This window comes from uncultured Pseudoteredinibacter sp., from assembly GCF_947500695.1.
In the GTDB taxonomy this organism is placed as follows: domain Bacteria; phylum Pseudomonadota; class Gammaproteobacteria; order Pseudomonadales; family Cellvibrionaceae; genus Pseudoteredinibacter.
The window spans coordinates 339060-364237 of record NZ_CANMSS010000004.1 but is presented as its reverse complement, the minus strand read 5'-3'; the positions used below and the strand labels follow the sequence as shown (position 1 = coordinate 364237).

Genomic DNA, 25178 nt, shown 5'->3' with positions numbered 1-25178 from the left:
CCTTCAGTGTGGTTATTACTTGCTCTACCACGCCACATCCTAGACCTTATGTGTCACTCAAAATCAAAAAAAGCCCCATGGTTATCCCATGGGGCAAACACAGGGATCGCGGGTCCCGTACCACAACCGCAAAAGGCTAACTGCCCTTTCGCTCCTTTAGAAGCCTCGCAATGTCTTGCTGCTCTTCACGGTTCAATGAGAACCGAGAAATAAGATAGGCAGCCAACATAAAAAATATAAAAGTATTGCCACAAAATATGCCCCGGATTGCCAACAAAGTGCCTTCGCTTTGCACCTCATTTGGTACAAACCCCGACGCACTGATTAGCGCCCCTGAAATCAAGGCAATCAAACCATGTCCAAATTTAGAGGAAAACTTCCAACTCGCAGAGTAGACATCAGCTTTCCTGACACCAGTTTTATATTCATCATAATCCACCGTATCGGTCAGAATAGACATACCAAGTGCATTGCCACAGCCAAAGCAAAACCCTGCTATAGCCAGCAATCCACCATAAAGATAGTAATCACCTTCACCGACAAAGAATATAAGACCTGTGGACACCCCTGTGATCGCTATAGCCCAGGACCAAACCCGACTTTTACCGAATTTTGCAGACAGAGAAACCCAAAACGGTATGCCAACTAGACCACTTGCAATGTAAATGGTTAGGAACAATGCAATAAGGTCCTGTCGCCCAACAACATAATGGGTAAAATATGAAGACAATAACCCTATAGTCCCGAATCCCATCGTATCTACGAACCAAACAAACAATACCAAACGTGCATGTGGGTTTTTAAACACATCTTTAAAGGCGGAGAAGTTTTTTCTTGGCTCAACTTGACTACCACTAAGGCTCGCCTGCCCCTCTCGCTGAAAGACAACTGGTATCATCATGATAACGACAGCCAGAGGAATCAGCCCCAAGGTAACAACTTCTGTAGCTGCTCGCTGATCCTCTGCGGAACTTAGAACCTTGATTGCAAACAAAGAGCACAGAATTCCACAGACCCAACCAATTTGACGCATGCCAAAGATACGGCTCCGCTCATCATACGAACGACTCAAGCCCTGCCCCAAGGCTACATGAGGGATATCATAGGCCGTATCAGATGTGTAATAGGCAATCAAAAGAACTGCCACCCAGATCACCAATGCCTGGCTGGACAAAAACAATGGCGGATTCCAAAGTAGATAGAACGTCAAAGCAAGCGCCGGGATTGAACCAAGCATCCACACTCGACATCGCCCCATGCGCGCCTTAGTTCGATAACACATCAAGCCAACAGCTGGATCGGAGATGGCATCCCATATACGAGACGCACCAAAGATCAACCCCATTACAGCTGGCGCAATCAACAGGACATCCGTAGCGAACTTCATAAAATACAGCTGCACCATAAAATGCAGACACGCCAGCCCAAAAATGGGAGGGCCGTATGTTAACGCTGTCTTCAGCGGTAATGGCTCATCAGCCTCTAAAGCCTGACCACGTTGCGCACTATTCATTGATAACCTCATTTCTCAAGACGCCAAGCTCACTGATCGACACTTCCACAACATCGCCGGCGGCCATAAACACTTGAGGATCTCTTTTATGACCAACACCACCTGGGGTTCCACTGCTAATTGCATCACCCGGCTTCAGCTCAGTGAAGCGCGAAAGGTAGCTAATCAGAAACGGGAAGCTAAAATATACCGACCCAGTAGAACTTGACTGCATTAGCTCACCATTGAGGCGCGTTTCTAGATGCAAGGAAGCCGGATCTCCGACCTCGTCCGCCGTCACGATATAAGGCCCAACAGATGACGAGTTATCGAAGTTCTTACCCTGCAGAACACCATCTCTTTTTTGCCAGTCCCTAATGGAACCATCGTTTAAAATTGTATATCCAGCAACATGCGACAACGCATCACCTTCGTCTATACACTTGCCGGGCTTACCAATCACCGCAACCAGCTCGCCCTCAAAATCAAAGGAGTCTGATATCGATGGTTTAACGATAGGTTGCTCAGCCCCCACAAGGGATGCTTCACCCTTCATAAAGAAATAGGGATACTCATCCTTAGGATGATTAACCTCCTCCGCATGAGAGACGTAATTCCAGCCTAAAGCAAAAAGGCGTCCCCGCCCCCCAGGGAGGGAGGGCAGGATGACAACATCATCAACAGAACAAGTCGCTTTTTTCGACTCCAAAATTGCACTGCCCCGCACAAGACAGTCCTGCAGCAATGCCTCGAAGGAGCTGTACAACTTGGACAACTCAAAGACCACTGAACCACTCAAAACACCAAATGATTCATGATCGTTTCTCAAAAACCTGACCAGCTTCATCTACACACCTTAAATTTTCACCAATTCGCGCTGAGGAACACCAGATCGAAAACGACCTACAAATTCTTCAGGGTCAACCTCGATACCCGAAGGGTCAGCCTTAAAGGCATCAGACTGAAGATAAGCAACAAACTCCTCTTTGTCGTCGAAATTAGGAGCTGTAAACTCCACCACATTCATATCAGGATCAAGATAATAAAAGCTCGTACTCTGCCCATGATTGGAAACTCGATGCGGATGGATCCCTAAATCTCTAAGATGCTCATAGCGATCAAACAGTTCAGGCAAAGTCGCCTGCCCATAACGCACATGGTTAACGCCCGGATCATTAGTCGGCTTCGCTGCTAAATCAGGAATATCAAAAATGGCAAATATCTGCCCAAATGGAAACTCATCATCGAACAACATAAAACACGCTCGAACTTCTGCTGCCCTAACCTGACGATTGCCATCACCGTAGCGAGTCACAACAGTTCCCTCTTTGGGAACATTCTCTAGGAACCATTCACCATCCATCACTTTTTGGTACCAGTCTTTCAACTCCTCATACCTTGAAGTCTGCAAGACCAATTCTGTCAACCTGGGTTTTGGAATACTCATACTACTCTCCATTAATTTCAGATATTTTTGAGCCTAAAATTCATCGCACTTCAAACCACAAAAATTGTTTTCTCTGTTTTGTGTATTCTTTCGAGACGACCAGAGTCTCCACAAATGTAATTATCAGACATGCCGACCATCACATTTCCATTGACAGAAAACGGATGGCAAGCCAGATTCATACCTACCGACAGCCCCATAGTTTCTCCAGCAATAAAATGGGGCCGCTCCACCATGCTGTAGCCTTGACCATGAAGAAAAAATCGTCGCTGCGGCTCTCGACCATTCAAAACCAGATGCTGACTAAATTCTTCGCACGCTTCTAGCACATCACTCTTCAAGTCCAACTGATCAATAAAGCTATCCCTAGCCTGGTTAAAAAAGATCAGCTCATCCACCATCTCGGGAGCGACATCCCCCAACACAAATTGACGCCCCAACTCAGCAAAGTAGCCTTCAGGGCCATTCATCTCGATAAGCACGAATACATGATCGCCAGATGACAACTTTCGAGTCATCACGCTGCGATGCTCTTTTAAGACCATCCTTTCATCAGCCGCACCGGACCCGACAAGAACATGACCAGATGTTGACCCAAGACGCTCCATCAGGTTTGTCGCCGTCAAAGCGATCTCAAACTCATAGACTCCCGAACAAATCATAGACCCTAGTTCTGCCATAACTTCATCCTGAATACGAGCTGCACGACGAGTAGCCTCCAACTCCTCCGGAGACTTCACACTCATAAGGACTTCAAACATGGAGGTCATATCAAAGTGGTCATGCCATGGACCCTGAACGTCTACGTTACTCAACTTCCACATAAGCTCCCCGGAGCCAATAACACCAAGATTGCTCGCACCTACGGACTTAACTGTCTCTGCAACAGACTCCAGTAAACATTTCTCTGAAAAGCTCACACCAGGCCGATAAGGCTCGGTTACTAACAACTCGACGCCCCGGTGTACGCCACTGACTGAAAAATCCAAAGGGCGACGGCCGCCCGCCATACCAGTCCTTACAACTCGCATAGCGCCATGGAGAGAAAACACGACAACATCCGCAATACCATTCTTAGGTGGAACCCCGGTAACATAGCGAACATAACCACCGTACTGCTCAGTACTTGCCGAAATAATAAGAGTGTCTACATCCACTGCGATCATTAGCTTTCGCAACGCACTCCACCTCCTCTCGAGCTCAGCAATCGACACACTCGCAAGCTGCCACTCTTCAGGAACAAATCTTTCCACAAATCCTCCTAGAACAAGTTCAGAAACACACTATAGCTCCCAGCGACCAGTAGGTATTGACTACCGCTGACGCTCCATTAGCCAAGAGTGACAACACTAAACCACGCACTGTCGCGATAAGATAAGTCCGCGACAGTAGACAACAATCGACTTATGTGACAAAACAGTAAAATCTAAAATCGAAAATCTCACCCTACGGAAAACCCAATGTTTGAAAAAATTCACATTTACCGCCCTTTTATCCCAGAAATCATTCCCCACCTAGACAACGCCCTAAAAGGAAAGGAAGTCATCTACTGGCACACACCAAAAGAGTTCGAAGAAGGTCTAGACGAAAGCGTAGAAATTCTTTTCTGCCATCGTCCGCCCCGCAATCTTTGGCACAAAGCTCCCAATTTAAAACTCATTCATGTTTTCACAACCGGCGTTGACGCCATACTTCCTGCAAGCGACCTTCCCGAAAACGTGATTATCGCCAACAATCAAGGCCTCACCATCCCCCAAATGCCAGAGTTTGCGATCGCCATGGTGATGGCACATATGAAAGGCATACCAAAACTTATCGATCAACAAAAACGCAACGAGTTTCTTCCGTTTTCACACAGAGTCATTTCCGGAAAAACATTGGCAATAATCGGCTTAGGCGTTATCGGCTCAGAGATTGCCGTTAGAGCCAAAGCGCTTGGAATGAGAGTCATAGGCACTAAACGTCAAGTTGCCGACATTAGCGGTGTTGACAAAGTCTATCCAAGCAGCGACCTCTTTGAGGTCCTTAGTCAGGCAGATGCAACCATTGTCATCACACCTCTAACCCCAGAAACCGAGAATATGTTTAACTCTGAAGCATTCTCAAAAATGAAAACAGGCAGTATTTTTATCGATATATCCCGAGGAGGCGTCACCGCCCCAGAAGCCCTAATGGAAGCGCTTAACAGCGGGCATGTTGCCGGCGCCTCACTCGATGTTTTTCGACCGGAGCCACTCCCAAAAGAAAGTCCACTATGGAACACTAAAGGGTTAATCATTAGTCCGCACATGGCGGGGCTCGCTCACGAAAATGTAACCCAAGTTGCCTACTGGATGGCTGACAATGTCGATCGACTCGAAAGAGGCCTTCCTCTAGAAAGGGTCGTCCCCATCAACAAGGGCTACTGAAATTGAGCTGGCAAAAGCCAGCTCGCAACTACCTAAGGGCGGTAAGTATCGCCCGGCTCTAAAACAACCAACTTCGACTTAGTTTTACCCAAGGCAGCTTTGAACTGCTTCGGTGTACCAGCCAAAATAGGAAACGTACCGTAGTGCATCGGGATCACAACCTTTGGCTTCAACAAAGCATTCACGGCATACGCGGCGTGCTTAGGGTCCATTGTGAAATGACCCCCGATCGGTAATAGCGCCAAATCCGGGCTGTAATATCCACCAATAAACACCATATCAGCGAAAACGCCGGTATCCCCTGCATGGTAAATCTTATAGCCATCTTCCAACTCGATAATATACCCTGCCGGCTCACCACCAGGGTGATTCTCAACAACTCCGTTGTGAGGGTGCTCGAAGCTAGAGCTATGCTCAGCTCGCACCATAGTAATTTTAATACCAGCACCAATCGGCTCAAGAGTTGCTCCCTTGTTAAACCGAATTAGCTTACCCTCTGGAACAATCTTCAATGTCTCCAAAGTTGTACCCAAATCCGCATTAAGCGCAATCTTTGCGCCGGTCATACGAGATATTTCCAGTGTGTCACCAAAGTGATCTTTATGCCCATGGGTTACCAAAATAAGATCAACTTTCCCCAACCCCTTTAAATCCCTGACATCTTTAGGCGCCTTGGGGTTATGTGTAATAAAAGGGTCAATCAGAATGACTTTCCCTGAGTTTGTTTTAATTTGATACCCTGCCTGACCTAGCCAGCGCAATTCAGCAGCACCGACCACCACGGAAGACACCGAACACAAAACCAAACAAAATGCAGAAAAACATTTCTTAAACATCGTTTTACTCCTATTTCGATTGACGCAAATCACTAACAGTAGGCTTATCGCCGCTTAATGAAATCTTCATGAGATCGTGACCCACCATGAGCGGACCCGAGTAGGTTTCGCGCGCCTGGTCAACCAGCTCCTGCTCTGATATATCAATGGCAATAATATGATTAAACACGCCAAGGCTTGGCTTTACTCTTGAAAACACTCGACCAACATCTACAGGCAAAGTATGATGATCTAGAATTGTCTGAAAGGAAGGACGCTTTTTGAGGTATGCGTCGGAGACCTGGGAAACCTCGTGAATAACAACATCACACCCACGAGAGTGCTTTATCAAGTTTTCAGAATATCGCGTATCACCGGAAAAAACAGCGCACTTACCACCATACTCAAACTTATAACCAAACGCTGGTTTAATATCGGCGTGATCAACCAAAAAAGCAGTGATCTTCAACCCGCCATCAGAGACCAGCACCCTATCACTACTATATTCGGTGACATTTACTTCCAATCCAGTTGTTGCATACTTAGTATCGACTTCAGATCGGTAGTAAACGTCCTTGTCATAAGCTGAGCGAAGCCCCTGCATTAAGCCTTTCGTTCCCGGAGGCCCATATATATCAAAAACAGAGTTGCGCCCATACAACCACCCTGTCATATAAACATCAGATAAACCCATCAAATGATCAGAATGAAGATGCGTAAGAAAAACACCATCCAAAGATGGTAACAACTGCCTAGGGTTACCCACTTGGCTCATTCGAATGGCGGCGCCTCGACCTGCGTCCACCAGAAATGTTTTCCCTGCGACCTTAACTAAATTGCTCGAGCTAAATCGATCCACATGAATCCCAGGGGAACCACTCCCTAGTAAAATAACTTCAAAACCCTTATCGGGATCTTTGGCAGCGTTTACCTGGGTAAAAAACATAGCGAGTAATGCAAACACGCCTAGCGACTTCTTCATACTTTCTCCTTTAGGATTTGTTCGTCATAAAGACTGGACGGGCTATAAGCGCCCCAGCCAGAGGAAAAGCTGCCATTAAAATATGGATCAACTCAGCCCTCCAATGAGGCGCACCAAGCTCAGGTAAAAAAGGCGTTCCGATCCAAAACGGCGCGTAGTGGCCAACGAGCAAGATCATCACTACAACCCATGTCGTAGGAGTTCTTGACGGAGGGCCCGCAAAGTAAATATACAAAACCGAAACCATAACTGCGACGCCGCCAATAGATTCGTGAAGTGCGTGTCGCCAAGTATCATTGACTACTGCACCTGATGTCGCCATTAGCAAATAGGCCTCATCGCCAACACGACTGAAAGTCCTACTCAGGTCAGCCAAGCCAATCAGAAATCCTAACATCGTCATGATTCGCCCAATGTTCAATTTCAAAGCGTTTTGCTGTAACATATTTATTATCGTTAGAGATTCACCAAACTACTCTAAACTCAACAAGGTAAAAAAAAGGAAAAAAAAACAGGAAAAGAAGGAGTTTTTTCAAAACAGAGAATACTGTTTGGTTATAAGCAAAGATGAAGATATAACATGAAGATACTACTAGTTGAGGACAACACCAATCTAGCAGGCTCTATTATTGACTGGATGTCAATGAATTCTGTAACTATGGATTACGCTTTTGACGGCCAATCAGCAATAAACCTAGCATCCCACAACAATTACGACTTAATTATATTGGACATCAATCTACCAGACCTAGATGGATTCGATGTTTGCAAATCCCTACGTCAACAGCACAACCGAACACCAATTATCTTTTTAACAGCCCGGGATTCGATCGAAGACATAGAGATGGGGTTCGAGTCCGGTGCCCACGACTACCTAATAAAACCATTTCAGATCCGGGAACTTTATGCTCGAGCCAAATCCCTTGCAAAAAGATATGAAAATCAATTATCGACCATAAACATTGGGGATCTTTCAGTTGATTTCGTTGAAGAAACTGCGACCCGGAAAGGCACGCCATTAAAGCTTAATAACCACTGCTGGAAACTTCTCTCCTTACTAGCCAAAAAGCATCCGCAGATCGTAAGCAAGTCAGAACTTGAAGCCGAATTATGGGGTGAATCTCCCCCTCAAACCGATTCACTAAAAACTACGATTTATCAGCTCCGAAAAGTGGTCGACAAACCTTTTGACCACCCGGTAATAAAGACTGTTCCAAGAAGAGGCCTATCGATTGAGACATAATTCAAGCCCGACTCAAAGTCTTCGATTTCTGGTTTCTGCCACCATTCTCGGAGTCTGCACAATTCAGATCATAGTGTATTCGATACTGGCCGTGATCTTCTTCCATAAATCAGAAGACGAAGCTTTCCGAAGCATCTTACAGGCCGCCTCAAACGAAATTTTGGCCAACAACACCATTGACACTCACTATCAAGATTCATATGGCGGATTAGTCGGAGTATATAAAGACCCTTCCAACCTACCCACAGACCTAAGAGAGCACTCAGAGTTCGATGAGCGATCAAAAGATATAAAAGAGTATCGAACGTCAGGAAACAACTATTTTGTATCAACAATAGAACACAAGGGAACACTTTATACCCTCGTCTTCACTCAGGGTAAGAATAGCTACCTTGAAGATAGAATAGGAGACGTTCTAGCGATATCCGCTGGAATAACGATATTCATAACACTGATTTTTTGTGCAAAATTAGTCGATAGAATTCTCCAGCCAGCCTATAAGCTTAATCAGTACTCTAAGCAAATTTTCTTCGACGAAAGCCCAAGAATTAAGCTCGATGAATTCCCTAAAGATGAGCTAGGCGAGGTAGCTGCCACACTAACAAGCATCGCCCAAGAAGTAAAAAAACTTCAAGAAAAGGAACGTTTTTTTTTACAGAGTGCAAGCCATGAGCTGAGAACCCCTATTAGTGTCATTGGTGCATCTCTGGATTTAGCAGAGCTATCTATAGAGGAGTCAAATCTAGATAAAATTGAAGACTCTATTTCTAGGATACGCCATGCATATCACGACATGAACGCCCTTATATCAACACTTCTATGGATGCAAAGGCATGAAAACTACCAAGAACCTAAAGTCACATACAGTATCTTTACACTTGCAGAGCAGGCAATTAAAGACAATGAATACCTACGAGCTGACAAAGAGTTAAACATTGAACTCTCGGGCCCTAAAGCACTCCGCCACAAGATTCCAATAAGTCAAACGCGTATGGTACTAAACAACCTCATCCGAAATGCGATTACGAATACTCGCAAAGGAACGATCAACATTGAAGTACTAGAGCAAGGTTTTCGCATCTCTGACACAGGCTGTGGTTATAAGCCTAAGTCAGAGTCACCAAGCCCCGGACTAGGCTTGCGCCTAATTGAACGAATTATTTATTCACTCGGGTGGGTAATGGACGTTCACTCTGAGCACCTAAAGGGAACGCGCGTAACCGTTAGCTGGCCTCACCCTACCTCACATGACATCTAATTTGTGTTTCCAATATTCCCAGGCACGGTCGCGAGAGTCAGGTGCGAAAAGTATTTTTCTGAGTTTCGATATTTCTGTCTCAGACAGTGACTTCACTTTCCCTAACGCTAGCGATTGACTCAACATCAATGCATTTCGTTGTAAGTAAATCGAAGTCATAACAACTTCTCTAATACCCGCACCGACAACGGTGCAACCATGCCCCCGAAGGAGAGCAACGGTAGCATCCCCCATACTTTTGGCGAAATCCCGCCCTTTCTCTGCGCTATTCACAAACGGCAAGTAGTCTTTAGGATCCCACGTTGGTATTTTGCTCCCTATCGTGGCAGCAACCAAGACAACAGGCCTCATGGGCGTATTGGTAACCGTATATGGAATGATAGCGTCAGAGTGGTGATGACAAACGGCCATTACGTCAGGCCGACTTTGATATAGCTCAGAATGAATATATCGCTCACGAAAACTCACCCTTTCACTCTGGTGTAGAGGCTCACCCAGTTTGTCGTATACAGCCAAATCGTCCAAAGTGACAAGTTCAGGGCTTTTGGAATAGGACATGATGAAAGCCCCTGGCCCACTTGGAACCCTAAAACTTATGTGGCCAAACGCATCAAACACACCCTGGTTAGAAAGAATTTTGTTTGCAATAATTAATTCTGACTTTAACCCATCGATTAACGAAGTATCTGAATAGGCTATTGGTGATCGAATGAACGCCAAACTACCCACCCCCATTAAGAATTTTCTTCTATCCATACGTTTTTCTCCAAAGCTACTCGCTATCAACCTTCTTTTTAGAACCCAACACCTAAACGTACCGGGTCTTCCACTAGCCGTTTAAATGTGGCGAGAAAGCGAGCCGCATCAGCACCATTAATGACACGATGATCTATCCCCATGGAAACGGGCATACGAAGCCGCGGAACAAAAGCATCTCCACTCCATTGAGGCTCCATAGAGCCAGCTGCAACACCCAAGATAGCGACCTCAGGCCAATTCACCATTGGCTTGATACCACTTACTCCTAAGCCCCCCAGATTCGATAGAGTTATTCCAGATCCTTGCATATCAGACAAGGCTAGCTTTCCATTAACCGCCTTCTCGCTCAGAAGGCTTATATCAGCGGCTATCTCAAGAACATTTTTTTGGTCGGCCGATTTAATTACCGGTACCACTAACCCTCGAGGCGTATCAACTGCGATCCCAATATTGATATAATCACGATAAATCAGTTCTCCAGCTTCCTCGTCATAACATGCGTTAAATAATGGAAACTCTCTTATTGTTTGCGCCATTGCCTTACAAAGAAACGCCGTAATTGTCAGCGGACATCCTCGTTGTAGTGCATCAGCTTTCAAACGCTTCCTGTGGCGCTCCAACTCCGTAATATCTAACTTTTGATCAGCCCAAGCATGAGGTACCTGACTCCAACTGCGATCCATATTTGCCGATGTAGCCTGGGCAATCTTCGATAAGCCAACTCTATGAGTCGGACCAAATTGAGACACATCCGGTAGAGCAATGGATTTAGCAATTGATTTAGCCTCTGACTGCACTTCCGCCGTTGAGCTATTTCTCACATAGGACTTTACATCAGCTACGGTTATTCGCCCGCGGCTTCCTGTCCCACTCACCGAACCCAAATCAACACCCAATTCGCGGGCAAACCTCCTCGTAGAAGGACCTGCCTTGACGCCTACTAGAGAGGAAACTTCAGTCTTTAGAAAAGAGCTGCTACTCGCAGACGGTTTAACTTCTGCTTTCGTGACTCTTTCAACATCTGGCGATTTCGGCATCGTCTCCTTAACTTTAGAGGCACTGCTGCTAGTATTTTCAACTTCTATACAAACATAAGGAGTACCACTTCTAGCCTCGTCCCCCGACGACAACAATAGCTCGATGACTCGACCAGTATGCTCTGAGGGGACCTCAACGACCACCTTATCTGTTTCAACTTCCAGGATGACATCACCTTCACAAACGTGACTACCTGGCGATACGTGAATGCCCCCCACAATCCCTTTCACATCACCATCACCGAGAGAAGGCAATACACATTCGAGACTTACATGTTGAGCTCCAGCTCCTTCACTTTCTTCTACTGCAGTATTTTCTTCTTGGAAAACCTCTTCTGTCTCGACTTTCTCAGAGCTTGGCTCTGCACCATCTTCAGAATTATCAGATGTTGTGATTTCGAGCATATCTTGGCCCGCCTGAACATTATCTCCACTATTAAGCAGTAATGCTTTGATAACACCAGAACTACCACAGGGCACCTCAACAACTACTTTGTCAGTTTCAACCTCAAACGCAATTGTATCTTCATCAACTAAATCCCCAACTGAAACAAAAATGCTGCCAACTACACCCGAAACATCTCCATCACCTAGAGTCGGGATTTGAATTATATTACTCATATCCTTTCTCCCTAGCGCACCATCGGATCAATCTTATCGGCATCGACATTTAAGTCACCAGACTGCTCCAGCAGTACCTCTGAGGAAATAGCTCCACTTCTATGCATAAGAGAAAGCGCAGCATGTACAACATAGTCAGAACTAACCTCAAAAAAATCTCGAAGAGATTCTCTCGACTCACTCAAACCAAATCCGTCAGTGCCTAAAACAGCATAGTGCTTTGGCATCCAGCGACTTATGCTTTCTGCAAGCGACTCCATATAGTCTGTTACAGAGACGCACACACCGCTCTCTCCTTCCATCAGCGCCTCTAAGTGGCAAATCTTTTTCTCTGATGTAGGGTGAAGTCGATTGAAACGCTCTGCGGCCTGCCCCTCTCTATACAATTCAATAAAGCTTGTCACACTCCATATGGTGACGGTATACCCTAGCGTTTCAAGCTTATCTCTTGCATTCAAGGCTTGCTGCATGATCGACCCGCTGGACAACAAATTCACATCCGATGACTGCTTCGAAGTTCGATAGTATTGATACATCCCCTTCACAATCCCATCATCGATCCCATCTCCATCAGGCCGCTCTGGCATCTCATAATTTTCGTTATACAGAGTCAAATAGTAAAAGACGTTTTTCTCGTCCTCATACATTTCTTTGATGCCATGTTTAACAATGACTTCCACTTCGTATGCAAAAGCTGGATCATAACTTCGCAAGTTAGGGAAGGCAGAGGCCATCACCGGCGAATGACCATCTTGGTGCTGGATCCCCTCGCCATTCAGAGTTGTCCTCCCTGCGGTCCCCCCCAGCAGAAAACCTCGACAAAGCATATCAGCGCAATGCCACATCATATCCGCGATGCGTTGTGGGCCAAAAATGGAATAGAAGATATAAAAAGGTATTGTTGGAATACCATGTACAGCGTAAGCTGTTCCAGCAGCAAGAAAGGAACCCATAGCCCCAACTTCACAGATTCCTTCCTGTAAAAGCTGTCCATTTTCCACCTCTCTATAAGGCGTCAGTGATTTAGCATCGACAGGGGTATACTTTTGCCCATCTACTGAATAAATACCTGCGGACTTGAACAGGCCTTCCATACCAAAGGTACGCGCTTCGTCAGGTACAATAGGTACGATGAGCTCGCCTACACTCTTATCTTTCATCAGCTTTGCGATGGTCCTAACCATTGCCGTTGTAGTAGACATGGCTCGACCATTAGTACCCGCAGCGAACTGATTGAAAGCATCTATGGATTGCACATCAAGCTTTTCACAATTGACAGATCGATTTGGCATAAAGCCGCCCAAAGCCTCACGCCTCATTTGCACATATTTGACTTCCGGACTGTCGCTACTCGGCCGGTAAAAATCAGCACGAGCAACAGCCTCCGCATCCAATGGAATACTATATGCACGAGCCAAAAATTGGCGATCATCCTCATTGAGCACTTTCTTTTGATGCGCAGTATTACTCCCTTGAGCAATGTAGCCCATCCCATCCCCTTTGATGGTTTTAACAATGATCACTGTTGGGCCGCCTTGATACTCAGAAGCAGCCTTGTATGCAGAATACATCTTCTTGTGGTCATGTCCGCCACGGATCAGCAAATCGAACTCTTCATCTGAGACACCCTTAAACATATCTTGAAGATTAGGATCACCAGCGATCCACTCTGCTTTTCGCTCCGCCACATCCAAAGTAGACAAACGCTGGTATTCACCATCCAAACAGCTAGCCATACGACGCTGCAAGGCCCCTGAATAATCCACTTTCAGAAACCGATCCCACTCAGCTCCCCAAATAACTTTAATAATATTCCAACCAGCCCCACGATAACTGCGCTCAAACTCCTGGATAACCTTACCATTACCCCTTACCGGTCCATCCAATCGCTGTAAGTTACAGTTCACCACAAAGACCAAATTATCCAATCGTTCGCGCACAGGTGTGTTAATCATCCCCAAGACCTCGGGCTCATCGGACTCTCCATCACCAATAAAACACCAAACTTTACCCCCGTTTTTTGGTTTTAACCCACGCGCCTCTAGGTACTTAACGAAGCGAGCTTGGTAAATAGCTGTTGGAACACCCAAACCCATTGAGCCGTTAGGAACTTCCCAGAAGTCCGGTATAGACCTTGGATGAGAATACGAACATAAACCCCCAGGTAATAATTCGCGCCGATAAGCCAACAGACGCTCATCATCAAACCTTCCCTCCAAGTGAGCTCGTGCATAGGTACCAGGAGCCGTAGTCCCCTGTAGCAAAACCATATCGCCGCCATATTCTGAAGTACGAGAACGAAAGATATGGTGAAACCCAACCTCCATCATGGTTGCAGCTGAGGCATAACTCGCAATATGCCCACCAGCGGCTTTGCCACTATCGGCCCCTTTGACAACCATCGCCATTGCATTCCACTTAAGTATGTTCTCAATGCGCTTTTCCAGAGCAATATCCCCGGGATAAGGCAAATCACGTTGCGGCGGTATGGTATTTTGATAAGGGGTATTGAGTGCATACTGACTGGAAACATTGGAAGCATCCAGAGTTGGCCACACTTTAGCCAAGACGCCTTGCACGCCCTCCACTCCAAACTCTTCTATAATATAACGCAAAGAGTCTTCCCACTCTTGTGCATTAGATTGGACATCGTCCAGGAACTGCTGTGAATCGCTCATCGGCCACCTTCTCAACTTATCGTTCAATCACCAGCAAAACTGGGTATTGCTCACGAACAAAAGAGAAATGGTATCCGATGATGACAATTATCTATCGGCGCTAGACGACAGTAGCTTGACCACTGCTGACAACCGGACCGCTAACTCAAGCGATCTTGCCGATATTCCCTCCGAAATTCACCAGGCGGCTGCCCCATCCAACGCTTGAATGCACGATCAAAGGTACTCGCCTCAGTAAACCCAAGAAGATGAGCGATTTCAGTCACCGAAACATCAGTAGCCCGCAGGTATGAAACTGCGAGCCGCCGCCGGACCCCATCCAGAATCACATGAAATGAAGTACCAGCATTTGCCAAACGACGCTGCAATGTTCGCACACTCACATGTAAGTAATCAGCCGCCGCATTAACATCAGCCTCGCCCAGTTCTAAATTCTGCTCAATAAAACGACGCAAAGTCCGAACAAGCTCATGCTCCAACAATTCATCCATCTGCTGACGAGCCAACTGCTCATGAACAACGCTCAACTGGAAATTTGCATGCTCAGAAGGTAAGTCCATTGAGCTCGCTGGAATGCGAATTCGATTACCCGCCTGGGAAAACTTCACATCACAGCCAAACAATCTTCGATATTCGTCCCCACCACCTCGACACGAATGAGAAAAGCTAACATGCTGAGGCAGCAACTCCCCATCGACAACCCAATTGAATAACTTGAAAAATATTAAAACCTTACACTCGACCTGGTGAGGAGTATCTTCTCTCGATACATCCCAGTAGATGTCGACATAATTTCCCACTTCCTGCACCCGAACTTGCAAAGCAGTCCAATGCAACTCCTGATAGCTTATAAATCTGCGCAAGCCCTCACCAAAAGTCTCGCAGCTGAGCAATAGATAACAGACCACACCAAACGCCTTTGGCTCAACAGTTTCAGCGACACGCAGACCAACTAAATCATCATCAACAACACTTGATAGTTTTTCCCAAAACCTAACAGTTTGGCCATGATCAATAATCCCCCCCTCTGTGAGAATATCTTCAGGAGAAACACCTACAGACTCATACAAGCTACGCCAATCAATCCCTAATGTCTCAAAACCACGAACCAACATTCGAATATATGAAGTTTCCGTCCTTTGATTCAACCCAACAACATCGTTTGACATAACAGCACACAAATATCAGTAATCGTTACAAGAATCCTACCACAAAATAATTACTTACCCCACACATCAACCAAAGCCGTCACCTTAGGCCAACAAGCTGTCAGACAAACACCATTGATCTAGCGGCCTTTTTGCTACATTTGCGTCCTTGGCACCAGCAAGATGCTCCGTGACCAAGAAACCTAATCACTCGAGAGGAAAAAATACAGTGAGCAATGACCAAACTACCATTGATAAGTGGGAATGCGCTCAAGTCGCTATCAAATTCATGAGGCATTTAGACAACTCTGAGTACCAAGAAATGGCATCAATGATGGCTCCAGACGGAAACTGGATTCGTCGTGATGGGAATGTCATCAAAGGCCCTGACGGCCTTTTGAATGTGATGGGCAATCGACCAACAAATATCTTTGTAAGACACTTAATCACAAATACGGAAGTTCAACTATTATCAGAAACTGAAGCACACTGTGAATCTTATGTATGTGTTTACAGACATGACTTTGATGAGAACTTTGAAAACGTAGCACCTCTAGGTGATATAGAACTCATTGCGACATACCACGACAAACTGGTGAAAATAGACAATGAATGGAAAATTCAAGAAAAATACTTAGGCCCTTCCATTTTTGAACGTCCCAAAGTCTAACTACCAACAAAAAATAAAAGAATATGACCGAATACAAACCGACCTACACGATAAAAGTACATCATGCACTTTCTGATTTCATCGAAAATGAAGTCATCCCCAAAAGTGAAATCGATAGTGACAGATTTTGGGCCGGCTTGTCTTCGCTCATAGAAACACATACCAAGCATATAGTACGATGCCTAGACACAAGAAAACGACATGAAATCTCGATGCGAGACCTGTTTCGTCAACGCCCGCTACCGACTCCGCAAGCTCAACTGGATTACTTTAGTCGTTCTGGGTTCTATGAATCGGAGGTAGATGACTTTTCTATCACACCTCAGCATGTAGACCCTGAGTTCACTATACCGGCCCCACAACTCGTCGTCCCACTCATTAACGCAAGGTTTGCACTAAATGCTGCAAATGGTCGTTGGCAAAGCCTTAAGAACATTTTGGCAAACAGCGATATTATTAATAACCCCAGCACAAACGGCTCACCCGAAACGACAAATGAAAAGATATATTCATTCATAACTACTCATCTAGACAAAATTGCCCCACTTAAGGGGTTCAAGTCACATCGTGACGTTAAAGAGTACCAAATCATAGACCAGCAGCTTATTGCTGTAGACAAATCCGGGGAGCGTACTAAGCTCTGCGAACACACTCTGTTCACAGGCTTCGATGGGTCGCCAGGGTCTCCCTCCAAGATCGTTCTAGAGAAAAACAAACTCAAGCTGATCATCGAGCTGCAAGAATCCAGTGAGATGCTTATCAACGATGTTCTAGTCGAGTCAGCAACTACTGTCATTATGGACTGTGAAGATTCGGTGGCCGCGGTCGACAGCGAAGATAAGGTTAAAATCTATAGGAACTGGCTCGGTTTAATGAATGGCACACTGCAAGAAACTGTCAAGAGAAATGGCTCCGAGCACACTCGAAAACTCGTACCAGATATTAGCATCAAAGATCCAAGCAACCTGCCAATTACCCTAAAAGCCAGAAGCCTAATGTTGCTGCGCACAACCGGCTTACACATGACAAGCCCAGCTATACTAAACAGTAAGGGACAGGAAGTTTGCGAACTTCTGATCGATGCCTACATCGCAACATGTATATCTCGAACCAACGAAACCACAATAACCACATTCAAGAATTCTGAAAATTGTGCGACTTACCTCGTATGCCCGAAGCTTCACGGCTCCATAGAAGCCCAAATATGCAATGATATTTATACCGACATCGAACGATATTTAGGACTACCTCATCTAAGCATCAAAGTGGGAATGATGGATGAAGAAAAACGAACCAGCCTGAATCTCAAGAATTGTATTTACAGCTTCAAAGATCGAATTGTATTTATCAACACAGGGTTCCTAGACCGAACCGGAGACGAGATCCACACTACAAGTCATGCTGGGCCAGTAGTTCTCAAATCACAAATGAAAAGTTCTACGTGGCTTAAAACCTATGAAGAGCGAAATGTCCACACCGCTCTTCGTTGTGGTTTTTTAGGTACAGCTCAAATTGGCAAAGGAATGTGGGCCCAACCCGATGCGCTAAGATCACTATGGGAGGAAAAGTGGGAACAAATTGAATCGGGAGCCAGCACCGCCTGGGTTCCCTCTCCCAAAGCTGCAGCAATACACGCCCTGCACTACCACCTTTACGACGCGATTGAACATCAAATCGCCCATTTAAAACGAAGCCCTTCATCTGCCCAGAACCTCTGTCACCTGCCACTCGCAAACCCCGACACTCTTACCAAGGACGAAATAAACTTTGAACTCAGGAATAACTTACAAGGAATCTTGGGCTATGTTGTCAGATGGGTACACCACGGTCTAGGTTGCTCCAAAGTGCCCGACCTAATGGGTATTGAGCTGATGGAAGATAAAGCAACGTTACGAATTTCATGCCAACATATCGCCAACTGGTCACTCCACAAGGTCATTAGTGAAGCACAAATACTAGAAGAGTTCGACCATATGGCCAAATTAGTAGACGAACAAAACCAACACACACCGGGCTATATTCCCTTAACAAGTGATGGAAAGGCTTCACTTGCTTATAAAGCGGCCTGGGCTCTAATAAAAGAAGCTTCTACCACCACCAATGGCTACACAGAAGAAGTTCTCCACAAATTCAGAAAGAGAGCGAAGAGCCAAGACTGAAAAGATTTGGGCACCCCAAGTGACGATTAAGTCACAAACCGGCAGTTAAACTTAACGATAATCAATATCACTTAGATTATCAAGAGGGGAACCATGCACAAACATAGCTATATGGCACTAGCAGTTGCAGGCGTAATTGCTTCAAACGCAGCATACGCTCAAAAACAAGCCAATGAAAACTCCAAACGTCCCGCGATTGAGACTGTGGTCGTTATTGGAGAACAAGACCCGGTTGCCAATGCTCAGTTTATCAACACACTCGACAGTGCGGAACTCAAGAAAAATCAGGCAACGTGGATACCAGACCTAATCAAGACGCTGCCCAATATAGATATTTTAGGAGACAACAATAATCCGATGTCCCGAAATATAAGCATACGTGGATTAGATCAACAACACATTGCCACCACCATTGACGGCGCCCGATACAATCACTACGACGTCAAAAGCGGTAGTTGGACTATCCCCCCAACATTACTAAAAGAGATAGACATCGTAAATGGAAGCTCCAGTGGCGCTGCCGGTGGACTGGTACGATTACGAACAAAATCTGCAGATGATATCTTACAGCCGAACAGTGACTTCGGTGGTGAAATACATAGCGCCTACCGTTCCAATAATGCTCAGCGCCTGATTTCCACAACGCTGGCCGGAAAGATGGACAACAACTTCGGGCTGCTGGGTAATTACAGCTACAGTAAAATGAATAACGGCGAACTTGGCGACGGTACAACAATTCCATTTTCATCAGGAGATTTTAAATCAGGTCTCCTCAAAGCTAATTGGGAGCTCAATGAAAATCACCAACTCGAAGCAAGCATGGTACTTTTTGACGGTCGAGATTACCGCACGCGTGAGGAGATCGGCCACAGAGATAGGAAGGCAAGCAATTTAGTTGTTTCACACAGCTATGCCCCGGGTAATGACCTAATCAACATAGAATCTAGTATTTATAGAAATACGACCAAATACACTGTATTTACACCTTCTTTCCTTGACGAAGGTGAAACAACGCCAGTAAATATCACGGAAGATAAAATAACCACTACAGGTCTTAGCTCTGTTAACTACTCAAGCCTGGGAGATAATAGCTTTAGCCTTGGGCTGGAAGTTTATGAGGATCAACTCAACCACAAATTATTTTTAGATGGTGTTGAAACACCCGATGTAGAGCATGCCCCCAATGCGAAAATCAAGCGCCGAGCACTGTTTTCCGTATTTGACTGGAAGATCACAGATAACATCCGAATACTCCCCAGCTTGCGATACGATAGATTGGGCATTGTTTCTGAAAATGCCGAGCTCGGCGGTGTTGCTGTTGGTCGCGATATTCGTTGGGAAACACAACTATCAAAAGGCTTGCGGTTAAGCTGGGAGGCAATATCAGGGTTAAACCTCTATGCGGCTTATAATGAGGCCCTTACCTCGCCAAGGATTAGTCAGCTATTTATCGAAGGTAGAGGCTTTCAACCCAATCCAAACTTAAAACCAGAGAAATCCAAAAATAAAGAGGTCGGGGCTCACTTTACTACAACAAACGTCTGGACAAACTCCGATAAACTCAGTCTAAAACTGAACATATTTAGAAACGATATTGCTGATTTTATCACCAAAGAATACACGGACCCAGATTTTCCAGACGGCACTTTCATCAACGCTAATTCTGTGAAATTGTCCGGGCTGGAGGCTAAAGCAGATTATTCCTTTTCTGACTATCTTATAAGCGCTAGTTATGGCCAAACCAAAGGCCAAGATAAGTTATCTGGACAGTACTTGTTTGACATGCCATCAGACAAGATTAGACTTTCTTTTGATTGGAATATAAGCAACGAAATCTCAAGCAGAATCGGCTTAATACATGCATTTAAAAATCATCGAGTTCCAGTCGAAGGCTGGTATTCTGCCTCGCGTGGCGCCCCTATCGAATATGGAACACTGCCCTCCAAATTTGATCAATCGGCGAAGTCTTGGACCACGCTAGATTGGAGTATGCGTTATGAGCCTGAAAATGTCCCTGGCTTAGCGTTTAATTTGAGCGCCACCAACCTTACGAACAAATATTACACTATCAGAACCTATAATGAAGAGCGTCCAGAGAAATACTACGAAGCAGGCCGCAGCTTCAACTTAGCGTTTGATTATAAATTTTAGATCTCCATCTCCAAAAGAGAGCTTTAGCTGAACCTTCCCCCCGTTGGTTCAGCTTTTTTTATGAAAAATACACAGCCGCCATCTTTAATAATATTATGCCTAATAAGCATAATCGGAAACTTCAGTCTAAATATTATTGTGCCTGCCTTACCTCTAATTGCCAGCACACTGAATGTAAGCAGCTCAGACAGTCATCTCCTTTACTCTACCTACCTGTTATTTGTAGCTATTGGACAAATTGTAATGGGTTGGCTCTCAGATAGACAAGGCCGATTAAAGCTACTAAAAATAGGTTTATTCATCTATACATGCGGATGCATTCTGTCACTGTTCGCAGAAAGCCTGAACGACCTAATTGTCAGTCGCTCCTTCCAAGGTTTTGGAGCAAGTGTAGGCTTGCTTTTTAGCAGAAGTATCATTATTGATAGCTACAAGATTAAACAAGCCAGACAGAAATTGAGTCTACTAACAAGTATCAATGCCTCAGCACCTGTATTAGCGCCGATAGCCGGAGAGCTAATATCGAGAGTCTATGGCTGGGAAGGTATATTCTTCACTTTGGCGATCTTGGGAACAGGTCTTCTTTTCGCAGCGGAGCACCTTTCACCCATTAAAAGCCTAGCGAAGCCTAAACTAAATAAAGTGACACGAAGCAAAAGTGCGATAGTTTTTAGCAAGGTAATCATTTACTACGCTTTATATCATACTATTCTAGGGGCGATCTATTTCACCCTATACAGTACACTTCCAGCAGTAATCAATATCAAACAACTAACAGAAAATAGTGACTACAACACGTATTACGTATTAGTTGCATCCTCAATCGCTTTTGGGGGTTACCTTTCCATGAAATCCAGCCATCACCTTGAAGGAAAGAATCTTATAATAGTAGGCGGAGTTATTTGCGTCTTATCAGAAATTCTCATGTTAGCGCTCACAAGCCAAGCACCTCTCATGATATTCAGCCTGCTGGGACTATACGCTTTCGGTCGCGCAATAGTGGCACCAAATTTAATCGCACTAGTATTAGAGGAAAACAGAGATTACTCATCAACAGTATCCTCTATTCTAGGTTCGTCCCAACTCCTTGCTGCATCGATTATTTCTCAGCTAATGGCAATGCGCCTTGAGTCGGGACTAGCTGATTTTAAAGAAGGGCTTCTATTGGCAACAGGGTTACAAATAGCCCTTCTCATAGTAATCGTTAAATACCAACGACTCACTTCACCGTGAATTGCCCCATCATTCCGCCATCCTCATGCTCAAGAATATGGCAGTGATACATATAAGGGAATTCATCCGTAGCTTCGTGCTCGAATTTTAGCAATAATTCCGTCCAGCCCTCCCCAACCATAACAACATCTTTCCACCCTTGATCTGCCAGTTCCGGGGAAGAACCGTTGCGTGATAATATTTGAAAAGAAGTACCGTGCATGTGAAATGGGTGGTCCATTCCATCGCCATTCACTCTCCACAGTTCTAATTTTCCTTTTTCTACCCTTTCATTTATCACATTTAACTTCATTGTCTGTCCGTTAATTGAAAAAGGATGAAACATACCCTCCATATTCATATCATCCATGCCCCCTTCACCATCCATGCCCCCTTCACCATCCATGCCCCCTTCACCATCCATGCCCATATCCAACTCAAAACTTCGGACAACCGATACATCTGACTTAGAATAAAATTCTATTGAGTTCATTTTCTTAGGTAGATCACCAATAAACTCGCCAACTGCACCTGTATTATTGATATGCAGAACTCTATGAGAAGGCGTGAAATTATCCCATATGGCGTTTCTCTCGACATTTAGAAAACGGGCCATCAAATCAACTGAATCTCCTTGGCGCAGGTCCACTAAGATCTCGTTCCTCTCTCCTGGCCCCATCACTATTGAGGACAGTGCTACCGGCGCGTCTAGAAACCCGCCTTCCGTCGCGACTTTAAAGAAGTCCGCGCCTGAAGATAAGTAAAACTCATATGAGCGAGCATTTGAGCCATTCAGTATTCGTAAGCGCAACCAGCCTTTCTTTGCTGAGAACTCAGGGTCCAATGTTCCGTTCACGACCAGAGTATCTTCTCTAAGCCCTTCCATCATAGCCTGCCCATCGATCTGGTATTCTTTCATCTTTCCATTTATGAAACTGCGATCCTGCACAACAAGAGGCACATCATTAACACCATACTCACGAGGCAAATCGATCGAAAGGGAATTTTTGTCCTCAACGATGTACATACCTGCCAACCCTGCATGAACATGCTCGGCGGTTTTCCCCATCAAATGAGGGTGATACCAATTCGTTGAAGCCTCCTGGCGCACAGGAATAGTTATATCCCATACCTCACCTGGGTTGATACGTGATTGCGGCCCACCATCAACACTTCCTGGCACATGTAAACCATGACCATGTACAGTCGTAGCATCCTTTAATTGGTTATAAAAACGAACATTGACATCATCACCATTATACAATCGAATAGTGGGCCCCAAGTAATCACCATTAAAGCCGAGAGTTTTACTCTTCACGCCTTTATAGAATTCATGCTCTCCTTCTTGAATATACATATTGATAGCCGCTGCATGCTCGCGACTATCAATGAGAGGAGGGATGGCTAAGGGGTTGAAAACACTAGCAGTATCTACCCCCAATCCGCAGGAGTTCAAACCGCCCAATACAAGCAGCAGAAAAGCCGGTTTACAAAGCCTACCGGCGAAGGTTCTTATAATATACATGTATGAAATCTCAAGATTAGTGATTTGTTTTCGTCGCCTGATGAGATAACAATATCCATTGACCACGACGTTTTTCATACACTCGGGTAAAGACTCCGTGTTTTATCGGCAGAACCGCTCCATGGTATTTTTCTAAGTTTGTATAGTGGCCAGTCACAATAACATGATCATGAAATTGACGAATAACCATTGAGTCAACAGAGAATTTTAAAAACTCTGCATCCCCCTGCCGAACAAGATCTATATATTCCTCCTTGCTACGTACAGTTCCCGTTGTAGAGATATGAACCAAGCGATCACTCATTATAGAGGCCAATGCATCAGCATCACCTCCGATCATCAGTTTTGTTCTCAAGGCTTCCACTGCCTTGATCTGATCAGCGACCGACATAGATACACTTGAATGCTGGCATGCTCCTAGCAGGAGCATAACCAGCAAAACACAAGACAGCCGAAGCATACTACTTATGGAACTCTTCAATATGACGGCTCAGCCAATTCTGTCCGTAATCATTGTTTGGATCTCGTACAATAGTATGTGGGTGAGTATTCCAATCAAAGCCTGTTCGTTGATCCACAAAATCGATTAGGATTGACGGCCCATGAACGCGAAAGAAAACCTTCTCACTACCATCCTTCGGTCCCATCCACATAAAGTGGAGTTTTTCTAACCCGTCATGTTGGATTTTGTCTAGCTGGTTTTGAGCCACATCGAAATCAGCATTTTCTACATACTCTTTAACCAATTGCCAAAACAGCTGCTTTTGAACATCATCCAATTGCGACCATGAAATACCGCGATACTCTCGCTTCGCATCCTTCTTTCCAGGCCCCGCAAAGTCCACGGCACCAAATTTATTCTTAGGATATTCATCTGCAACAATCGCAACTTTCTGCTGCTTTGGTGATAGGCTAGCTAGGAACTCATAACCTCGATTTCGTTCTTGAGCCAGGAATTTATGACCAGCGTGGGCACCTTGTGAAATTCTATCCGGATCAGATCCATAGAACATTGGCACAAAAGTAACTTTTCCATCAACGATGGTAAAGTTAGCCGCTAGGTGATGACCTGTAATCATATATGACCAACTTTTATCTTTAAGAGGGCTGCCGTAAAAGGAAACCCAGTAGTCCATCGCACCTAGACTTCGATTTTTGGTAAAGAATTTCGTGCTTTTCAGTTCTCGGTTTTCACCTTCTCTTTTAAGCTCATCATCACCTCGTACAGCCGCCCAAATTTTCTGATACCCTTGCGAACTTGTAGATGCCATCAGTAAGTCATGCAACAAAAATCGCTGCTCAATACTTAGACGACCGATTGGAAGTCCATTCCGAGACTGTGAATCTACAGGTGCATTTGTCCAATAGGTTCTTTCTTTATCATTCTTAAAATTAAGAATCATTGATTTTCTTTGTTCGTCACTAAGGCTCTTCACAAAGTTTGTACCAGCTGCCGTCATTTGTGAGGCTGAACTTGACGGGTGAGAATGATCAAGCACATTCCCGTGGCCATAAACGAACGGTGTACTGCTTGCCAAACAAACAGCAAAAATACTTGCATATTTTCTCATAG

The 25178-nt window shown here is 45.0% G+C and carries 21 protein-coding genes; 7 read left to right on the top strand and 14 right to left on the bottom strand.

Going from position 1 to position 25178, the window contains the following annotated elements; genetic code table 11:
* Positions 1-136 precede the first annotated feature (136 nt).
* The 4 genes from Q1A08_RS10355 to Q1A08_RS10340 are packed head-to-tail and all read right to left on the bottom strand — an operon-like array spanning position 137 to position 4192.
* A complete protein-coding gene (locus tag Q1A08_RS10355) occupies positions 137-1513 on the bottom strand; it encodes an MFS transporter (protein WP_299772513.1) in 1377 nt (458 codons plus the stop codon).
* Complete coding sequence (locus tag Q1A08_RS10350; RefSeq protein ID WP_299772511.1) at positions 1506-2339, bottom strand: fumarylacetoacetate hydrolase family protein; 834 nt, start codon at positions 2337-2339, stop codon at positions 1506-1508. The genes Q1A08_RS10355 and Q1A08_RS10350 overlap by 8 nt, the downstream gene beginning before the upstream one ends.
* A gap of 9 nt (positions 2340-2348) precedes the next feature.
* Positions 2349-2939, bottom strand: coding sequence for a hypothetical protein (locus tag Q1A08_RS10345; protein ID WP_299772509.1), 591 nt, complete (start codon positions 2937-2939; stop codon positions 2349-2351).
* A gap of 50 nt (positions 2940-2989) precedes the next feature.
* Positions 2990-4192, bottom strand: coding sequence for a M24 family metallopeptidase (locus Q1A08_RS10340; protein WP_299772507.1), 1203 nt, complete (start codon positions 4190-4192; stop codon positions 2990-2992).
* 207 nt (positions 4193-4399) lie between these two features.
* On the opposite strand from Q1A08_RS10340, the gene Q1A08_RS10335 reads away from it, so the two are divergent.
* Entirely contained in the window at positions 4400-5347 is a 948-nt protein-coding gene (locus tag Q1A08_RS10335) for a D-2-hydroxyacid dehydrogenase (protein WP_299772505.1), read from the top strand.
* Between the two features lie 32 nt (positions 5348-5379).
* Here Q1A08_RS10335 and Q1A08_RS10330 read toward each other — a convergent pair whose 3' ends face one another.
* From Q1A08_RS10330 to Q1A08_RS10320, 3 genes are read right to left on the bottom strand one after another with little or no spacing between them, the layout of a single operon-like run.
* Positions 5380-6183, bottom strand: a complete 804-nt coding sequence (locus tag Q1A08_RS10330) for a metal-dependent hydrolase (protein WP_299772503.1) — start codon at positions 6181-6183, stop codon at positions 5380-5382.
* Positions 6184-6193: 10 nt separating this feature from the next.
* The gene (locus Q1A08_RS10325) at positions 6194-7144 is read right to left on the bottom strand and encodes an MBL fold metallo-hydrolase (RefSeq protein ID WP_299772501.1); all 951 of its coding nucleotides are present in this window, start codon (positions 7142-7144) and stop codon (positions 6194-6196) included.
* A gap of 10 nt (positions 7145-7154) precedes the next feature.
* Positions 7155-7547: a hypothetical protein gene (locus Q1A08_RS10320; RefSeq protein WP_299772499.1), complete on the bottom strand. Its 393-nt coding sequence runs from the start codon at positions 7545-7547 to the stop codon at positions 7155-7157.
* Between the two features lie 177 nt (positions 7548-7724).
* On the opposite strand from Q1A08_RS10320, the gene Q1A08_RS10315 reads away from it, so the two are divergent.
* On the top strand, positions 7725-8387 hold the full coding sequence (locus Q1A08_RS10315; protein ID WP_299772498.1) for a response regulator transcription factor: 663 nt from the start codon (positions 7725-7727) through the stop codon (positions 8385-8387).
* A complete protein-coding gene (locus Q1A08_RS10310; RefSeq protein ID WP_299772496.1) occupies positions 8377-9645 on the top strand; it encodes a HAMP domain-containing sensor histidine kinase in 1269 nt (422 codons plus the stop codon). The genes Q1A08_RS10315 and Q1A08_RS10310 overlap by 11 nt, the downstream gene beginning before the upstream one ends.
* Here the strand turns inward: Q1A08_RS10310 and Q1A08_RS10305 are convergent.
* From Q1A08_RS10305 to Q1A08_RS10290, 4 genes are all read right to left on the bottom strand, one after another.
* Positions 9631-10380 carry a class II aldolase/adducin family protein gene (locus Q1A08_RS10305; protein WP_299772612.1) on the bottom strand — a complete coding sequence of 250 codons (750 nt, stop codon included), beginning with the start codon at positions 10378-10380 and terminating at the stop codon, positions 9631-9633. The two genes, Q1A08_RS10310 and Q1A08_RS10305, sit on opposite strands and share 15 nt — an antisense overlap.
* A 59-nt stretch (positions 10381-10439) precedes the next feature.
* Positions 10440-12062 carry a 2-oxo acid dehydrogenase subunit E2 gene (locus Q1A08_RS10300; protein ID WP_299772494.1) on the bottom strand — a complete coding sequence of 541 codons (1623 nt, stop codon included), beginning with the start codon at positions 12060-12062 and terminating at the stop codon, positions 10440-10442.
* An 11-nt stretch (positions 12063-12073) separates the two neighbouring features.
* A complete protein-coding gene (gene aceE / locus Q1A08_RS10295; RefSeq protein WP_299772492.1) occupies positions 12074-14740 on the bottom strand; it encodes a pyruvate dehydrogenase (acetyl-transferring), homodimeric type in 2667 nt (888 codons plus the stop codon).
* A 140-nt stretch (positions 14741-14880) separates the two neighbouring features.
* Positions 14881-15909, bottom strand: coding sequence for an AraC family transcriptional regulator (locus Q1A08_RS10290; RefSeq protein WP_299772490.1), 1029 nt, complete (start codon positions 15907-15909; stop codon positions 14881-14883).
* Between the two features lie 208 nt (positions 15910-16117).
* Here Q1A08_RS10290 and Q1A08_RS10285 point away from each other — a divergent pair, with 208 nt between their 5' ends.
* The 4 genes from Q1A08_RS10285 (at position 16118) to Q1A08_RS10270 (ending at position 22101) form a co-directional block, all read left to right on the top strand.
* Entirely contained in the window at positions 16118-16558 is a 441-nt protein-coding gene (locus Q1A08_RS10285) for a nuclear transport factor 2 family protein (RefSeq protein WP_299772488.1), read from the top strand.
* A 23-nt stretch (positions 16559-16581) separates the two neighbouring features.
* Positions 16582-18717, top strand: coding sequence for a malate synthase G (locus Q1A08_RS10280; protein ID WP_299772486.1), 2136 nt, complete (start codon positions 16582-16584; stop codon positions 18715-18717).
* 93 nt (positions 18718-18810) lie between these two features.
* On the top strand, positions 18811-20868 hold the full coding sequence (locus Q1A08_RS10275) for a TonB-dependent receptor (RefSeq protein WP_299772484.1): 2058 nt from the start codon (positions 18811-18813) through the stop codon (positions 20866-20868).
* A 60-nt stretch (positions 20869-20928) separates the two neighbouring features.
* Entirely contained in the window at positions 20929-22101 is a 1173-nt protein-coding gene (locus Q1A08_RS10270; RefSeq protein ID WP_299772482.1) for an MFS transporter, read from the top strand.
* On the opposite strand, the gene Q1A08_RS10265 is transcribed toward Q1A08_RS10270, so the two are convergent.
* From Q1A08_RS10265 to Q1A08_RS10255, 3 genes are all read right to left on the bottom strand, one after another.
* Positions 22088-23605, bottom strand: a complete 1518-nt coding sequence (locus Q1A08_RS10265) for a multicopper oxidase domain-containing protein (RefSeq protein ID WP_299772481.1) — start codon at positions 23603-23605, stop codon at positions 22088-22090. The two genes, Q1A08_RS10270 and Q1A08_RS10265, sit on opposite strands and share 14 nt — an antisense overlap.
* 16 nt (positions 23606-23621) lie before the next feature.
* Positions 23622-23996: a nuclear transport factor 2 family protein gene (locus tag Q1A08_RS10260; protein ID WP_299772480.1), complete on the bottom strand. Its 375-nt coding sequence runs from the start codon at positions 23994-23996 to the stop codon at positions 23622-23624.
* Positions 23997-24066: 70 nt separating this feature from the next.
* A complete protein-coding gene (locus tag Q1A08_RS10255; protein ID WP_299772479.1) occupies positions 24067-25176 on the bottom strand; it encodes a DUF3500 domain-containing protein in 1110 nt (369 codons plus the stop codon).
* Positions 25177-25178: the final 2 nt, after the last annotated feature.

Coding starts and splice junctions, on each gene's coding strand:
- Q1A08_RS10350 (WP_299772511.1), bottom strand. CDS start 2,339: ATGAAGCTGGTCAGGTTTTTGAGAAACGATCATGAATCATTTGGTGTT.
- Q1A08_RS10320 (WP_299772499.1), bottom strand. CDS start 7,547: ATGACGATGTTAGGATTTCTGATTGGCTTGGCTGACCTGAGTAGGACT.
- Q1A08_RS10315 (WP_299772498.1), top strand. CDS start 7,725: ATGAAGATACTACTAGTTGAGGACAACACCAATCTAGCAGGCTCTATT.
- Q1A08_RS10255 (WP_299772479.1), bottom strand. CDS start 25,176: ATGAGAAAATATGCAAGTATTTTTGCTGTTTGTTTGGCAAGCAGTACA.
- Q1A08_RS10355 (WP_299772513.1), bottom strand. CDS start 1,513: ATGAATAGTGCGCAACGTGGTCAGGCTTTAGAGGCTGATGAGCCATTA.
- Q1A08_RS10330 (WP_299772503.1), bottom strand. CDS start 6,183: ATGTTTAAGAAATGTTTTTCTGCATTTTGTTTGGTTTTGTGTTCGGTG.
- Q1A08_RS10290 (WP_299772490.1), bottom strand. CDS start 15,909: ATGTCAAACGATGTTGTTGGGTTGAATCAAAGGACGGAAACTTCATAT.
- Q1A08_RS10345 (WP_299772509.1), bottom strand. CDS start 2,939: ATGAGTATTCCAAAACCCAGGTTGACAGAATTGGTCTTGCAGACTTCA.
- Q1A08_RS10335 (WP_299772505.1), top strand. CDS start 4,400: ATGTTTGAAAAAATTCACATTTACCGCCCTTTTATCCCAGAAATCATT.
- Q1A08_RS10325 (WP_299772501.1), bottom strand. CDS start 7,144: ATGAAGAAGTCGCTAGGCGTGTTTGCATTACTCGCTATGTTTTTTACC.
- Q1A08_RS10300 (WP_299772494.1), bottom strand. CDS start 12,062: ATGAGTAATATAATTCAAATCCCGACTCTAGGTGATGGAGATGTTTCG.
- Q1A08_RS10280 (WP_299772486.1), top strand. CDS start 16,582: ATGACCGAATACAAACCGACCTACACGATAAAAGTACATCATGCACTT.
- Q1A08_RS10265 (WP_299772481.1), bottom strand. CDS start 23,605: ATGTATATTATAAGAACCTTCGCCGGTAGGCTTTGTAAACCGGCTTTT.
- Q1A08_RS10260 (WP_299772480.1), bottom strand. CDS start 23,996: ATGTCGGTCGCTGATCAGATCAAGGCAGTGGAAGCCTTGAGAACAAAA.
- Q1A08_RS10275 (WP_299772484.1), top strand. CDS start 18,811: ATGCACAAACATAGCTATATGGCACTAGCAGTTGCAGGCGTAATTGCT.
- aceE (WP_299772492.1), bottom strand. CDS start 14,740: ATGAGCGATTCACAGCAGTTCCTGGACGATGTCCAATCTAATGCACAA.
- Q1A08_RS10305 (WP_299772612.1), bottom strand. CDS start 10,380: ATGGGGGTGGGTAGTTTGGCGTTCATTCGATCACCAATAGCCTATTCA.
- Q1A08_RS10270 (WP_299772482.1), top strand. CDS start 20,929: ATGAAAAATACACAGCCGCCATCTTTAATAATATTATGCCTAATAAGC.